The sequence below is a fragment of the Burkholderia sp. RF2-non_BP3 genome (assembly GCF_001522185.1).
GTDB classification, from domain to species: domain Bacteria; phylum Pseudomonadota; class Gammaproteobacteria; order Burkholderiales; family Burkholderiaceae; genus Burkholderia; species Burkholderia diffusa.
In genome coordinates this window covers 52174-65976 of the sequence record NZ_LOSU01000001.1, presented here as the reverse complement: position 1 = coordinate 65976, position 13803 = coordinate 52174, and the positions used below count along the sequence as shown (strand labels likewise).

At 63.9% G+C, this 13803-nt stretch carries 14 protein-coding genes and 2 pseudogenes; 6 read left to right on the top strand and 10 right to left on the bottom strand.

What is annotated here, in order from left to right; all coding sequences use genetic code 11:
* Position 1: 1 nt before the first annotated feature.
* From WS45_RS00280 to WS45_RS00275, 3 genes are all read left to right on the top strand, one after another.
* Positions 2-436 carry a c-type cytochrome gene (locus WS45_RS00280; protein ID WP_059697491.1) on the top strand — a complete coding sequence of 145 codons (435 nt, stop codon included), beginning with the start codon at positions 2-4 and terminating at the stop codon, positions 434-436.
* 194 nt (positions 437-630) lie between these two features.
* Positions 631-978, top strand: coding sequence for a DUF4148 domain-containing protein (locus WS45_RS32790; protein WP_082721789.1), 348 nt, complete (start codon positions 631-633; stop codon positions 976-978).
* Between the two features lie 97 nt (positions 979-1075).
* Entirely contained in the window at positions 1076-2032 is a 957-nt protein-coding gene (locus tag WS45_RS00275) for a LysR family transcriptional regulator (protein ID WP_059691047.1), read from the top strand.
* 308 nt (positions 2033-2340) lie between these two features.
* Here the strand turns inward: WS45_RS00275 and WS45_RS32785 are convergent, their stop codons facing one another.
* From WS45_RS32785 to WS45_RS00230, 10 genes and pseudogenes are all read right to left on the bottom strand, one after another.
* A complete protein-coding gene (locus WS45_RS32785; protein ID WP_082721788.1) occupies positions 2341-2769 on the bottom strand; it encodes a DUF3331 domain-containing protein in 429 nt (142 codons plus the stop codon).
* 11 nt (positions 2770-2780) lie between these two features.
* Positions 2781-3281, bottom strand: a pseudogene (locus tag WS45_RS00270) (AraC family transcriptional regulator); the annotation flags it as partial.
* A gap of 586 nt (positions 3282-3867) precedes the next feature.
* Positions 3868-4674 (bottom strand): extracellular solute-binding protein, encoded by an 807-nt coding sequence (locus WS45_RS00265; RefSeq protein WP_059697489.1) that lies wholly within the window; start codon positions 4672-4674, stop codon positions 3868-3870.
* 62 nt (positions 4675-4736) lie between these two features.
* On the bottom strand, positions 4737-5723 hold the full coding sequence (locus tag WS45_RS00260) for a malate dehydrogenase (protein ID WP_059697487.1): 987 nt from the start codon (positions 5721-5723) through the stop codon (positions 4737-4739).
* A 103-nt stretch (positions 5724-5826) separates the two neighbouring features.
* A complete protein-coding gene (locus tag WS45_RS00255; RefSeq protein ID WP_059697485.1) occupies positions 5827-6978 on the bottom strand; it encodes a TDT family transporter in 1152 nt (383 codons plus the stop codon).
* Between the two features lie 212 nt (positions 6979-7190).
* A pseudogene (locus WS45_RS00250) lies at positions 7191-7580 on the bottom strand (transposase); the annotation flags it as partial.
* Between the two features lie 180 nt (positions 7581-7760).
* A complete protein-coding gene (locus WS45_RS00245; protein WP_059697539.1) occupies positions 7761-8243 on the bottom strand; it encodes a hypothetical protein in 483 nt (160 codons plus the stop codon).
* A gap of 153 nt (positions 8244-8396) precedes the next feature.
* Complete coding sequence (locus WS45_RS00240; RefSeq protein ID WP_059697483.1) at positions 8397-8864, bottom strand: hypothetical protein; 468 nt, start codon at positions 8862-8864, stop codon at positions 8397-8399.
* A 34-nt stretch (positions 8865-8898) separates the two neighbouring features.
* Positions 8899-9558, bottom strand: a complete 660-nt coding sequence (locus tag WS45_RS00235; RefSeq protein WP_059530720.1) for a hypothetical protein — start codon at positions 9556-9558, stop codon at positions 8899-8901.
* Positions 9559-9725: 167 nt separating this feature from the next.
* Entirely contained in the window at positions 9726-10682 is a 957-nt protein-coding gene (locus WS45_RS00230; protein WP_059530723.1) for a LysR substrate-binding domain-containing protein, read from the bottom strand.
* 57 nt (positions 10683-10739) lie between these two features.
* On the opposite strand from WS45_RS00230, the gene WS45_RS00225 reads away from it, so the two are divergent.
* The 3 genes from WS45_RS00225 to WS45_RS00215 all read left to right on the top strand — a co-directional run bounded on the left by WS45_RS00225 (position 10740) and on the right by WS45_RS00215 (position 13746).
* Positions 10740-11642 (top strand): DMT family transporter, encoded by a 903-nt coding sequence (locus tag WS45_RS00225; protein ID WP_059697481.1) that lies wholly within the window; start codon positions 10740-10742, stop codon positions 11640-11642.
* Between the two features lie 558 nt (positions 11643-12200).
* Positions 12201-13355, top strand: a complete 1155-nt coding sequence (locus WS45_RS00220) for a branched-chain amino acid ABC transporter substrate-binding protein (RefSeq protein WP_059530729.1) — start codon at positions 12201-12203, stop codon at positions 13353-13355.
* A gap of 88 nt (positions 13356-13443) precedes the next feature.
* Positions 13444-13746, top strand: coding sequence for a hypothetical protein (locus WS45_RS00215; RefSeq protein ID WP_059697479.1), 303 nt, complete (start codon positions 13444-13446; stop codon positions 13744-13746).
* Positions 13747-13803 lie beyond the last annotated feature (57 nt).

Sequence of the window (13803 nt, the reverse complement as noted above, 5' to 3'; positions counted from 1 at the left end):
CATGAACGCAAGACCCAAGCGCATGGCGTTAATGCTGGCCGTACCTGTTTCCCTGGGCGCGCTGCTCGGCGTGGTCGGCCGGCATTACTTTCCCGAATCCATCGCATCGCAGGCTGCACGCCAGGCCGAGATCGCGCCGCCGGTGCACCTGAGCGCCCTCAGCATATCCTTGCCGCCCGGGCGGTCGACGTTTCCGCCAGGGCCGGGGGTGGACATCGCGAATTCGAATTGCGTGATGTGCCACTCCACGGGAATGGTGCTGCGGCAACCGCCGCTGACCACAGGCGAATGGAAGGTCGAGATCACGAAGATGCGCAATGCGTTCGGTGCCCCCATTCCGCCGGACCAGATCGATGCACTGGCTCATTACCTGAACAGTATCGATGGCCGCAAGCCGCAGGCGGGACCCTCCGGCGTCGACAATCAGGCAAGCTAAATGCCATAACGCCACGTCATGGCTGGCATCGAAACAATGCATTTTTTGCGGGCGCCGTGCTTCGATAACCTTCTCTCATCGACTCGCAACCTGTCACCCTGCGAACGCCGTCAACGGCACGGCTATCGGACAACTGCGAAATCGGTCAACAGTGAAAAGTGTTTCGTATTCAACCCAACCGAAGGAGTCGCACCATGAAAACGCTTGCATGCCTCGCCATCGTCGTAGGAACCTTCACCGCCCCCGCGCTGAGCTTCGCTCAAAGCGCCACGCCGCTCACGCGCGCGCAAGTACGAGCCGATCTGGTTCGCGTCGAACGGGCTGGCTATAATCCGGCAACAGGAAACGATCCGCAGTATCCTTCGGACATTCAGGCAGCCGAAGCAAAAGTCGCTGCTCAGCAGCAGCAGGCAACGAGCGGTTTCGGCAGCGCACCGCCGGACGGTACGTCAGCAAGCGGCAAGCACGTTCTCGCACCCAAGCATGCATCGGCTTCGTGCGTCGGGCCGGCGAGCTTCTGCAATCCCTATTTCGGTAGCTGACTGCCCAAGCGCCGTGCGCTGCCCGGCCGAACTCGCCCGCTCGGCAGTTCTGCCGGGCATGCGTGGCGCGCAGTTGCCGCCACCCTCCCCGGACGCCATGAACTTCACCCATCTTCTCGCCTTTTACGAAGTGGCGCGCGCTGGCAGCATCAGCGCCGGCGCCGAGCGCTTGCACGTCAGCCAGCCGGCCGTCACCAGGGAGGTCCGCGATCTTGAAGATCGCCTAGGTATCATCCTCTTCGACCGGCTGCCGCGCGGCGTAGCGCTGACGGAGGGTGGCAAGCTGCTCTACGAGTATGCAAGTCGCATCTTCACACTCGCGGATACGGCCGAGAAGGAACTCGCGGAGCTCTCGGGCCTCGGCTCGGGTCACATGAAAATTGGCGCGAGCGGTACGCTCGGCGTCTTTTTCGTACCCGAAGCAATTGCGCGGTTCAATGCAAGCCACCCGTCCGTCGCCATCGACCTCACGGTCACGAATACCGAGCGCGTGGAAGCAGGGCTGCATGACCTCACCTTCACGATCGGCTTTATCGAGGGGCCATTCGACGACTCCATTCTGCATGCTCGACACATTGGCTCCGACGAAATCGCCATCATCGCAGCGCCCGGCCATCCCTTCGCGGGGACGACGCTACATGCGCGGGAACTCGTGGATCGAGCCGTCATCATGCGCGAGCCCGGGTCAGGAACGCGTGCCATCATCGAAGAATCGTACCGGCGCGCCGGGCTCGAGATCGAGCCGCTGATGTCGGTAAGCCACACTGAAGCAATCAAGCGAATGTTGCTGTCCCAGCACGCGCTCGCCTACATCTCGACGCTTAGCGTGACGGAGGAATTGCGCCGTGGCGAGCTGACCATCATCGACGTCGAGGACATGCAGATTGTCCGACCGCTACACATGGTATGGGCGAAGGGACGATCGCTGTCGCCCAGCAGCCAGGCATTGTTCGACCTGGTGGCGAGCGGCACGCTGAACACAGCGATCGCAGCGGCCGATGCCAGCGACCTGCGTCAAAGGGCAAGGAACGGCGCTCTCGATACGCGCGCGTGAAACTCTCGCTGCTTTCGAGGCGGCACGTGTCGACCCTGTTCTTCCCGCGAAAGGCACCGCATCTCGTGCTCCGCCATGCCTCGATACCCTGCCTGAAAGCCTGATGTTCGTCGGCCTCGACATTGCAGAAAAGTCCGGCTCGGGACCAACGAGACAGGATTTCCTCGGAAGCGCATTGCCGGCGCACCGCCCGGCATGGACGTATCATTGCCCTGGCGCACGATCTCGGACTGAATCGGGGCAACCAGGTTCGCGAGCAGGCGAGCACGCCTCCCGCCCGGGCGCAGCTTGCCGCAGTGTCGTAGACATCAACGATTTTTTTCCGCTTCGTCGAGCGCCGGCGCCAGGATCATTGCCCCGGCATTGAGCGGCCTTGGTCGGCCATGGGGCTGATAGACGGTGTCACCGATCCGGACCGGCCGGCCGCTGATCACACAGACCCCGCTGGCGCGAGCGCGCGTTGCATGCCACGCCTGATCGCCATACGAGCAATGCGTCGAATCGCGCCATGCAATAGTTACCTCTGTCGCGCTCACGCGATCGACGAAACTCACCGAGACGGTCCGACGCTCCGCTCCGGTCGTCCGCAGGCGCGACCGATGTTCCGTCCGGTGTGCATGCAGCGACTCGCTCGAAGACGCAAACGATCGCGCATCGTTGCTTCGGCACAATTGAAAAAGCAGGCTTAGCGTCTGCTTCCATGGATCCATCGCCATCACGTCAGTCGAGAAATTCATCGTCATCCTCTATGCGACACGGCGAGTGCCTGACCGAGGCGCTCGAGCGCAGGATCCCGGATGAGACGCGGATCGTCGATGACGATGTCGCCCGCACGGGCACGACCGAACAGGTCGGCATAGCATTCGGCAAATACCGCTTGAGACGCAAAGAGGTGCAGCACGTCGCTCGGCGCGTCGAATACGGCGCGACACGCGATGCCCGGTGCCGTTATTTGCGTGGTACCGGCCGTCAGGCGGCCTTGCACCAGCGTGCGGCCCGCGTGCGAGAGGGTCAGAGAAGTACATTTGAGGTTGATTCCGACGCAGTGCCGATTCTCACTGCAGTCGTTCGTCACCTCAAGTGTCCCCGAACCATTCCGCGTCCAGCGCGAAAGCGCGACGTCGAAATCCCGCCCGGCGCCCGGGTCGCGCCAGGATTTCTCGGCAGCGATAGGGCTGGACGCGTGAAAACCAACAAGGGTGTCGGCGTCGGCGACCGTTTTGGAAGAACACGATGACAAGAGAATCATGACTGACTTTCTGACAGGATCACGAAGCGCTGCGCACGGCCAGCGCGGTGAGTACACGGTATCGAAACGGACTACGTTGCACCAGCCGTACAAAAAGTTGCTTGAACTTATCCACGGGTGGGGTCGGTCATACCGAGGTTTAATCCACTGATCGAGGCGGTACAGACCGACGATGTGCGCCGATGCGGGGACGGATGTTCCGCTGTTGCCCCGCACGCCGACACCGCGAGCGGCCGGTGTGCGCGACGCCGAACATCCGAGTCGGCACTCCGCCTACCATCACTGCCGAACTCACCCTCCACGAACCGATGGCGCTAGCTATACGAAGGTATTGGTGAGTCTGTAAATCTTCTCGATGTTCGTCCACGATCGAACTGGCATAGCCAGCCACCGTTCGCCAACGCGGGCCTGTTTTTTCATCGTCGTTGCCTTCACGAACTGTAGAGATGCCAATTTCGGCGCTGGCATTGCAACAAGCGCATCCTGCGGAAAGCGCTGTGGGCGATCCGCATGAACCTGCTTCGATGCACCCGCGCCGGCCGGTGGAACGACCGACGCGGCTCGATCGTTCCACCGAGCAATGCGCTTAACGCACCCACCCCTCGGTCTTCATGATTGCGGCACCACGGTCGCTATTCAGGAAATCGAGGAACTGCCTTGCTTCGGGATCCGCGTCCGGAGCGAGCGCCACATTGACGTCTCTCCAGATCGCTCTGTTGGCAGGCAAGCTGACGTAGTCGGCCTTGTCGGCGTGCGTGATCGGCCAGTCAGGCCACGTGATCCAAGCATCCGCGTCCTTTTCGACGAACATCCTGAAACTCGGACCGCTGCCCGTGCCGAATCCGACGATATTTCTTCTGAATCGTCTCACGTCGTCGAGACGCCCTATGCGGCCGGCAACATCCTCCCACGTGCCCGTGCCGGACGTATTCGCCACCCCTGCGCCTTCCGTGACGACGATACGGACGCCGTCCTTGAGCAGATCGTCGAAGTCTCGGATATTTTTCGGATTGCCCTTCTTCACGGCGATGACGGCCGGGCGAATATAGATCGGCGTGACGTCATTCCAGCGAAATGCCTTGTACGTTTCGAGAAGGCCGGCCATATCTTCTTCCGACGTTCCCCATAGAATATCCGCGTCAGCCTGTGCTCTTCTGGTCCATGTGGGTTCGGGCCCGCCCGTCACTTCCACCTTGATACCGGTCTCGTCAGTAAAGACCTTTGCGACCTTCGTAAATGCGGTATCCGGGCCGCCTGCGCCGTACAAACGTACGACGCCGTCGCGGGCATCCCGCCGTATAGTCGGATCGGGAACTTCGTGCGAAAAAACTCCCGACGAGAACATCAGGATTACCAATGATAAAGCCGTCTTCCTGATCGAAGTGTCGAACATGACTTGTCCTTTCGTGTTGTCTGAAACGGAAACTGATCGAATGCGAGCTGCTTCGAATCACATCAAAGCGCAAGAATTGCTCGTACTGCCTGCAGTTCGTCCGTGAGCTCCGCAACCGACGTGTCGATTCGGGAGCGCGCGAACGAGTCGATCTGAATATCCGGGACGACACGATATCGCCCTTCGCTGCAGATCGTCGGCATGCCGAACACGAGGCCGCGCGGAATGCCATACTCGCCGCTCGAGACGATGCTCATCGACACCCAACGCCCGTCACTTCCGTGGATCCAGTCGCGCATCTGGTCAATCGCCGCATTGGCTGCCGACGCCGCGGACGATGCTCCGCGCGCCTCGATGATCGCGGTGCCCCGGCGCGCGACTTCCGGAATGAACGTGTCGCGAACCCAGCGCTCATCCCCTACGAGCATCGGGGCCGGTTGCCGGTCGATCAATGCAGAGCGATAGTCCGGGTACATCGTCGGCGAGTGATTGCCCCACACAATCATGCGAGTCACCGCATCGACTGCCACGCCGCATTGCGCAGCGAGCCTGGACACCGCGCGATTGTGGTCGAGACGGATCATCGCAGTAATCGCGTCCACCGGCAGATCGGGCGCATGGTGACGGGTCACCCACGCGTTGGTATTGGCCGGATTGCCGACGACGAGCACCTTGACGCGCCGGCTCGCCACCTCGTTGAGCGCCTGCCCCTGGGCGCGAAAGATCGCCGCGTTCGCCGCGAGCAGGTCGCGCCGCTCCATGCCCTTCCCGCGCGGCCGCGAGCCGACGAGCAGCGCGTAATCGGCGTCGCGAAACGCGACGCGCGGATCATCGCCGATTTCGATCGACTGGAGCAGCGGGAATGCGCAGTCTTCGAGTTCCATCACCACGCCGCGCAGCGCTTCCAGCGCGTTCGGCAGTTCGAGAAGCTGAAGGATGACGGGCTGATCGTCGCCGAGCAAATCACCGCGGGCGATTCGGAACAGCAGCGAATAGGCAATTTGACCGGCCGCTCCAGTCACGGCCACACGGCGGGCAGGTTTGGACATTCTGGATCTCCTTCGAAGGATCAGTGACATGCATGGACATCTCTACACGTCGGCAAGCCGCCCTTTGCAGGCACGACCGCCGAAGCTGGCGCCGAGAACGCGTTCAGGCGAATGCAACGCGTGCCCGGCCAACAAGACAGGGGGCGTGGAACAGTTCACCGCGGACGAGGCCGCGCACCGTGCGCGAAAGAACGGTCACCCACAACGCGCCGAGCAGGGCGGCGAGCAGCATTCCGACGGCGGCGAACGCGACGAAGCCGGTCGTCCGATAAAGACTGAAGGTCGCGACGGTATATACACCGAGAGGGAACGTGAAGCCCCACCATCCCAGGTTGAACGGCAGCCCGTCACGGGAATACCGCACGGTGAACAGGATCGCCGTGGCCAGCCACCAGAGGCCCACACCCCAAAGCAGCAAGCCGCCGATCAATCCGATGTCACGCGCGACGATCGCGGTCGCCGCGAAAGGCGTGCCCGCAAAGGCGCCTGGCGCAACCTGGCCCAGTGCGAGCAAGCCCAGCGCGCCGGTTCCGATCGGGCCGAGTGTCAGCCAGCTGGACGGTGCAAGGTCACGATGCGGCAGCTTGTGTATCACCAACCGGAAGAAGACGACCGTGAGCACGGTGAAAGCGAGCGGCACCGACACCGCCCACAGAACGTAACCCGCGGTGACCAGGAAACGCGCGGTTTGCCCGTCGACATGCGGCGCGAGTACGGCCGCGCTCGAGGCGGCCACTTCGGGTGCCACGATAGGCAACAGCAACACCGCCGTGATGCGCTCGAGCGCATGGGCTTGCGCAGTGAACATCATGTATGGCACGGCGATGGCAACGGCGAGTGCCAGCACGGCGTCGACGCACCACAGGCGGTAGGCGAGCTGGCTCGCAGCTTCACCCGCATGCGGTGCCGCAAAGATGACCAAACCGTTGATGATCGGCGCGAGACCCATCGGCACCGCGCCGAGGAACATCGACTGCAGCGGGTGATGCAGCATCGGGCGGATCGTGTCCGCATAGAAGATCCAGCGCGCCGCAAACATGCCGGCAAAGACCACATAGAGCACGCTATCGGCTGCCCAGAGCATTCGCGCCAGCTGCATCTGGCCGGCGAAGTGCCAAGGCAGTCCGGCAATGACGAGAAACACGATGCCGTTGCCCATCGTCATCGCAAACCAGTTCGGCGTGAATTGCCGAATCTTGTCTCCAATCTTTTGTCGGCTATCTGCCGCCGTCGCGCCAGGCATTGTCTGTTTCATCGCAGTTCTCTCTGGAGGAAATCGAATATCGACAATGTAGGCGTCGAGCATCCATACAAAAAATACATAATTTGCATGGCCCGAATACCTTCATGTTATGGATGCGGCTCGCGAGACGTGGCGTGCAGAAGCCCCCGCGTCGGAGGGCTTGAGAGGTGGCCTCACTCATTCGGACAGTTTTCTGAGATTTTTAAGTGGGACGTCCGAGGCAATCATGCTGCCGATTTGATCGCAGGCAGCGTCGCGAAGTATGCCTCGTCCGACGTCTGATCCGCCAGGGTCGAATGGGGCCGTTTCCGGTTGTACAGCTTGATGTATTCGCTGATGGAGCGCAGGGCGTGGCTGACCGACTCGTACGCTTTCAAATAGACTTCTTGGTACTTGATACTGCGCCAGACCCGCTCGACAAACACGTTGTCGCGCCAGGCACCTTTACCGTCCATCGACAACCTGACCTGTCGACCCAGCACGGTATCGATGAACGCGCCCGTCGTGAACTGACTGCCCTGATCGGTGTTCACGATGTCCGGCAGCCCGTAGCGGGCAAACGCTTCTTCCAGCGTCTCGACAGCGCGCGAGGCTTCCAGCGTGACGGCTACGCGTCACTGGCTGCCCAGCTCACCGAACGTGGGTTCGAGCGCTTTCAGAAGGATGGCAAGACATCGTCATGGCAATGGAAGCTCAGGATCGACGAGCAGATGGATGTCATCGTCGAGTTTCTGCGTGATGCCGTTGGCCGGACGCACATTGCGGTGTGCGGCCGCCGCGCCGTGTGCGCAGGTCTAATGCCGGCGCATCCCGCCGAACCCATGCTCCCCGCCGACAAAGGTCGGGTCACGATGAAAGCCGCTGCCCATCGGAACGCCGACGCGGCCACGCATGCCCCCGTCGAAGTGACCGAAGTGACCAACGTGACCGAAGTGGTCGAAGTGATGGCGATGATGGAAACGGTCGATGAAGACGAAACTGACACCCGTGCCGACGAACACCGCCGGCCCCCAGTACCACGGGTCGGCGTACGGATAAGCGGTGTCCGGGTACCACACGATGGTGCCGTCCTGGCTTTGCATCATGTGCCAGGTGCCGTCGCTTTGCCGGCACGCGCGCCCGACGATCTGCTGCTCCGTGCCGTCGATTTCCGCTTGCACGACGACCGCACGGCAACGGGCGCCCTCATCCGGCGTGTCGTCGTACGTTTGCGCAAGCACGCACATGGAACAGCCGAGACAAACGACGCCCATCCCGACCCGAAACAAGTTGCACATGATCGGCTCCTGCGTGATTGCCCCGACCACCGATCCTTGGCATCACGAACGACGCGCGGCTTCGTATCGGGTCACCCGATCATTAGACGATGTAGCGTGCCGGATTATTCCAGGGGTCGGGATGCGAATGCGCGACGCAGGGACCATCGGCGATCATGCGCGCGGCGAGCGCCGGACGATGCAGTAGACGCCCGCCGCAACGACACCGAACGCCACATGGGCGACCAGCGTGATCGCGCCGCGCACTGCGGCGAACCACGGGAACACCGCGGTGAACACATGCAGGTTGATGCCGTAGAGAACGAATCCAAACGCGCCGCCCGCCAGCAGCGCGACGCCCGGCGACAGGTTGCGGACCATTCTCGCCAGCACGGCCGCATAGGCAAGCGACAGCGCGGCATGCACCAGTGTCGCCACGCCCATGATCGTCGGATCGAAGCCCGCTGGCGCACCGAGCACGGATCGCCCCATCACGAGGGCGGCCGTCAGGCGCGCGTCGCGAAGCAGGTTGTGAAAGGCGTCTTCTCCGGCGATCGGCCAGAGCAGCAACTCGACGACGGTCGAGCCGAACGCCGCGCCGAACGCCGCCCAGAGAATCGGGACCGCACCGGTCTGCTTCAATTGCCCTCCGCGGCGACGGCGCGCCGTGCGCGCCTTACAATGGGCGTTCGCAATCCGTCCAGTACGCGAACGGATCGCGATGCTTCGGGTAGTGCTCGTCGAGCCATTTAAGCAACGTCGCACGGGCGTTGTCCAGATCGGCCTTCGACGACGACGTCGTCATCTCGTGCACTTCGACGGACTTTTCCCGATCCATCACGTAGCAGTTCCAGTCGGGGCCGTCGAGATCCGGATCGTCGGACGCCTTCGACGACTTGCGCCAGCCGAACCCCTTGCGCGCATCGATGTAATAGCGCGGATGCACTTTCAGATACGACATCTCGCCGCCCTGCAGGCTGCTTTCCGCGCGCAGCACGTCGCGTTCATCGACGATCTGCGTGACTTCCGGAAGCCGGCGCGAGCGCCAGCCGGCCGGCAGCGTCGCCGTCGCCCGCACGGCGTCGTACGGGCCCCACGCGAGGCCCCACGCTTCGGCCATGCGCTTCATGAACGCATCCGCGCCCGGATAGCCGCGCAACTGGATTCTCGTCGACAACGTGACTTCGACGCGGCCGTCGGCGCCGGCGGGGTCGCCTGCCGCTTCGAACGGATTGCCCGGACGCGACGCGCGCTGCTGCGCGTCCGCGGGCGCCATGCCCGAAAACAGCTGGTCGAGCGCCGCACGCGCTTTCGACGACTTGTCTGGTCTATTCATTACTCACTCTCTCCCTCTGCATCCGCACGTCTGCAAAAACTGTCGATTCTCGTTCATCTTCGGATCTCGCGGTTTTCCGCGGTCGCATTGTCGACGATCCCATGGCCGCGGTCGAGCACCGGCGGCGTCGACGCACGTCGTGTCGCCGGTCCCGACGCTGCCGTCGCCTACCCCAGCGCCGCCCGCATCCGCTCCATCAGCGCGAGCACTTCCGGACGATTCTCGCCCTTCGCATGCACGAAGTGATACCTCAGCAGCGACTCGACCTCATGCCGGCTCACACGCACGAGCGCGCTGCGCTTGAGATACGCATCGGCGAGCGGCATCCGCGCCAGGGCCACGCCGAGCCCGGCTTCGGCCGCCGCGAGCACCAGGTTGTAGTCCTCGAAGCGGCGATCCTGCGCGCGCGGCTTGAACGGAATGCCGAGCGCGTCGAACCAGGTACGCCAGCCCGTCACGTCGGAGTCGTGCAACAACGGCATCTCGAGCAGCGCGGCGTCGCCGTTTCGACGGCGCCGCGCGGCCAGTTGCGCGGCGAGCCGCGGATGCGCGACCGGATAAAGCGTCTCCGGCATGAACTCGCGCGTCTCGAGCCGACGCCAGTTGCCGCGCCCGTAACGGATCGACAGATCCGCTTCGCCGGCGGCGATATCCACGTTGCGAAGCTCGATGCCGAGCTCGATGCGCAACGCGGGCGCCTCGCTCTCGAGCGCATGCTGGCGCTCGAGCAGCCAGAGCTGCGCGAACGCCGGCACCACGCTCATCCTGACCAGTCGCGGCGTGCGCGGCAAGCGCCACTGATCGGCCGCGCCGTCGATGATCGCGAACGCCTGTTCGATCCGGCCGACGAAGCGCTGACCGTCCGGCGTCAGCCGCACGCCGCGCGCATGACGTTCGAACAATGCCATGCCCAGCCAGTTCTCGACGGCCGCCACGCGCCGGCTGATCGCGCCATGCGTGACACCGGAGGCATCGGCGGCCGCCAGAAACGACCCCTGGCGCGCCACCGTGCAGACGGTCTCCAGGCTGGCCAGCGGCGGACGCGGGCCGGGTGCCGACGCGAGGGCCGGCAGCGCGTCCGCCACACGCCGCCGCATGCGCACCGAGCTGTGAGCCATATTCATACCCGCATGTTGATCTGTGCGCTAGCTTAACATCTGACTACGCCGCACCATTGCCGCATGAACACGCTCCCTTCCTCCTCGTCGCGCGGCGCGCGACTGCCGCTCGTCGCGGCCGGCGCGGTGGCGTTCACGATCGTCTCGTGGGCCTCCGCCTTCCCGTTCATCCGCATCGGCCTGCACGGCCTGGCCCCGCTGCAGCTCGCGGCCGCACGCTTCGCGACCGCGGCCGTGCTCGTGATCGCATGGCTCGCGTGGCGGCGGCCTCGACTGCCAGCCACGGGCGACGCGTTGCGCTTCCTCGTCTGCGGCTTGCTCGGCATCGCGCTCTACAACGCGCTGCTCAATACCGGCGAGCAGACCGTGTCGGCCGGCGCCGCGAGCTTCATCGTGAACACGCTGCCGATCTTCACGGCGGTGCTGGCCGCGGTGTTTCTGCGCGAACGCTTCAATCGCTGGGGATGGCTCGGCTCGCTGGTCAGCCTGGCCGGCATCGCGGTGATCGCGCACGGACAGCCGGGCGGTCTCGTCCTCGGCTCCGGGAGCACGCTGATTCTCGGCGCGGCACTGTGTTCGGCCAGCTATTTCGTGTTGCAGCGGCGGCTGATTCCCGTGTACGGCGCGCTGCCCTGCGCCGCCTATACGCTGCTGGCGGGTGCGGTGCTGCTCACGCCATGGCTGCCCGGCGCGCTCGTGTCGCTCGGCGGCGGGGCTTCGCGCGACACGGTGCTTGCCGTCCTGGTGCTCGGCGTCTTTCCCGCCGCGCTGGGCTACGCGACGTGGACCTTCGCGCTTGGCCACTTCGGCGCGGCGCGCGCCGCCAATTTCCTCTATCTGACGCCGGCGGTCGCGACGGCATTGTCGATGGCGCTGACGGGCGAGCGCCCCGGCATCGAGACGGTGTGCGGTGGCCTGCTCGCAATTGCCGGCGTGATACTCGTGGCCTTGCGCGGACGGACATAGGCGAGCGGTTTCGTCGGACGGCAAGACTTGCTCGAAGAACGACGGGGGCGCGGTTCCGCCAAGCCGGGCCCCGTCGGCTGCAAAACTGAATACCCATGCAGTTCGATACGGCGCGCCAATTCATCGACGCGGGCGGACTTGACCGTTAGTTGCATCGAGTGGATGGCGACTTCGCCGTGGCGTGACGATGAAAGTGTGCAGACAAACCGACCGAACAGTTCTCGATTGATTGCATGGCACTGTCCATGGTCATCGGTGGCGGTCCGGTCGAATAATCGGAGCATTCGACGGTACAAAACAGCCACATCTGCGCGAAAAGCCGCGCAAGCGCATCATATTTGCGCAAGGCCGGGCAATTCGCGCAAGCGGCCGCAAACGGGTTCGGATATATTCATACCAATTGCATGTCGTCAGACGAAATCGCCGGTCTCGACGGCCCGGCGACATGCATGCCGAACCCGTCATGGGTCACGGAGACGCGTCCGGCTCGCCGATCGCCTCACGAGGGCGCGCGGCCGACCGGGCGGCAATAGAAATATCAATCAACGGAGATGGCAGATGGAACGAAGCATTGTCGGCATGCGCTGCAAACCCCTGATGACCGTCGCACTGGCCGCCGCCGCATTCGCGGCCGCATCGGGCGCGATGGCCGACCAGGTCGTGAAGATCGGCAGCGTCGAACCGACGACGGGCGGCATCTCGCACCTCGGCAAGGACAACGAGAATGGCGCGCGCCTCGCGGTCGAGGAAATCAATGCGAAGGGCCTGACGATCGGCGGCAAGAAGATCACGCTGCAGCTCGACGCGCAGGATGACGCGGCTGACCCGCGCCAGGCCACGCAGGTCGCGCAGAAGCTCGTCGACGACAAGGTCGTCGCCGTCATCGGCCACCTGAACTCGGGCACGTCGATTCCCGCGTCGAAGATCTACAGCGACGCCGGCATCGTGCAGATCTCGCCGTCGGCCACGAACCCCACCTACACGCAGCAGGGCTTCAAGACGACCTATCGCGTGGTCGCGACCGACGCGCAGCAAGGTCCGGCACTCGCGAGCTACGCGCAGTCGAAGGGCGTGAAGAGCGTGGCGGTGATCGACGATTCGACCGCGTACGGCCAGGGCCTCGCGAACGAATTCGAAAAGAAGGCGAAGGCGCTCGGCCTGAAGGTGCTCTCCCACGATGCGACCAACGACAAGGCCGTCGACTTCCGCGCGATTCTGACGAAGGTCAAGGGCGAGAACCCGGACGCGATCATGTACGGCGGCATGGACGCCACCGGCGGCCCGCTCGCGAAGCAGGCGAAGCAGCTCGGCCTGCGCGCGAAGATCCTGTCCGGCGACGGCGTGTGCACCGACTCGCTGGCCGAGCTGGCCGGCCCGGCGGCCGACAACGTGCTGTGCTCGCAGGCCGGCGCGGCGCTCGAGAAGATGCCGGGCGGCGCGGCGTTCCTGGCCAAGTACCAGAAGCGCTTCAACCAGGGCATCAAGTTCGACGCGCCGTTCGCGTACGACGCGGTCTATATCGCGGTCGACGCGATGAAGCGCGCGAACTCGACCGACCCGTCGAAGATCCTCGCGGCGATGCCGTCGACGAAATATGAAGGCGTGATCGGCACGACGACGTTCGACGCGAAGGGCGACCTGACGCACGGGATCATCTCGATCTACGGCTACAAGAGCGGCAAGAAGACCTTCCTCGACCAGGTGAAGATGTAACGCCCCGCGACGCCGGCACGACGGGAACGCCATCCGTCGGCGCCGGCGCCGCGCGGAGCCGATTCAAGTTTTGCGGAGATGAAGCGACATGTGTGCAATGGCGTATGCGGAATTTCAACAGGAGTTGAAGAAAGCGCAGTTGACGGCTCGGGAATTCGCTCGCCTGATCCGTATGAACGAAAGTTCCATCACGAACTATTCGAGCAAGGGCACCGTCCCTTCCCACCTCGCGGTCATCGCGACCCTGATCGGCGCGCTCGCCGCGCACGAGATCGATTTCCGGCACGTCATCGGTAAAACGGGCATCGAGCCGAAACGGCCGCGCGGCGTCGGCGCGTTTCCGACAGCGCGCAAGCAACGCGCCCGGAAGGCCGCGAAAGCCGGCGCCTGAGCCAGGGCGGGTGTCAGTCGCGGCATTGCACGTGCCGCTCGATCCGGCGCGCGCGCT

Excerpts from the sequence above, each read along its gene's own strand:
- WS45_RS00280 (WP_059697491.1), top strand. The coding sequence starts at position 2 with ATGAACGCAAGACCCAAGCGCATGGCGTTAATGCTGGCCGTACCTGTT.
- WS45_RS32790 (WP_082721789.1), top strand. The coding sequence starts at position 631 with ATGAAAACGCTTGCATGCCTCGCCATCGTCGTAGGAACCTTCACCGCC.
- WS45_RS00275 (WP_059691047.1), top strand. The coding sequence starts at position 1,076 with ATGAACTTCACCCATCTTCTCGCCTTTTACGAAGTGGCGCGCGCTGGC.
- WS45_RS32785 (WP_082721788.1), bottom strand. The coding sequence starts at position 2,769 with ATGAATTTCTCGACTGACGTGATGGCGATGGATCCATGGAAGCAGACG.
- WS45_RS00265 (WP_059697489.1), bottom strand. The coding sequence starts at position 4,674 with ATGTTCGACACTTCGATCAGGAAGACGGCTTTATCATTGGTAATCCTG.
- WS45_RS00260 (WP_059697487.1), bottom strand. The coding sequence starts at position 5,723 with ATGTCCAAACCTGCCCGCCGTGTGGCCGTGACTGGAGCGGCCGGTCAA.
- WS45_RS00255 (WP_059697485.1), bottom strand. The coding sequence starts at position 6,978 with ATGAAACAGACAATGCCTGGCGCGACGGCGGCAGATAGCCGACAAAAG.
- WS45_RS00245 (WP_059697539.1), bottom strand. The coding sequence starts at position 8,243 with ATGTGCAACTTGTTTCGGGTCGGGATGGGCGTCGTTTGTCTCGGCTGT.
- WS45_RS00235 (WP_059530720.1), bottom strand. The coding sequence starts at position 9,558 with ATGAATAGACCAGACAAGTCGTCGAAAGCGCGTGCGGCGCTCGACCAG.
- WS45_RS00230 (WP_059530723.1), bottom strand. The coding sequence starts at position 10,682 with ATGAATATGGCTCACAGCTCGGTGCGCATGCGGCGGCGTGTGGCGGAC.
- WS45_RS00225 (WP_059697481.1), top strand. The coding sequence starts at position 10,740 with ATGAACACGCTCCCTTCCTCCTCGTCGCGCGGCGCGCGACTGCCGCTC.
- WS45_RS00220 (WP_059530729.1), top strand. The coding sequence starts at position 12,201 with ATGGAACGAAGCATTGTCGGCATGCGCTGCAAACCCCTGATGACCGTC.
- WS45_RS00215 (WP_059697479.1), top strand. The coding sequence starts at position 13,444 with ATGTGTGCAATGGCGTATGCGGAATTTCAACAGGAGTTGAAGAAAGCG.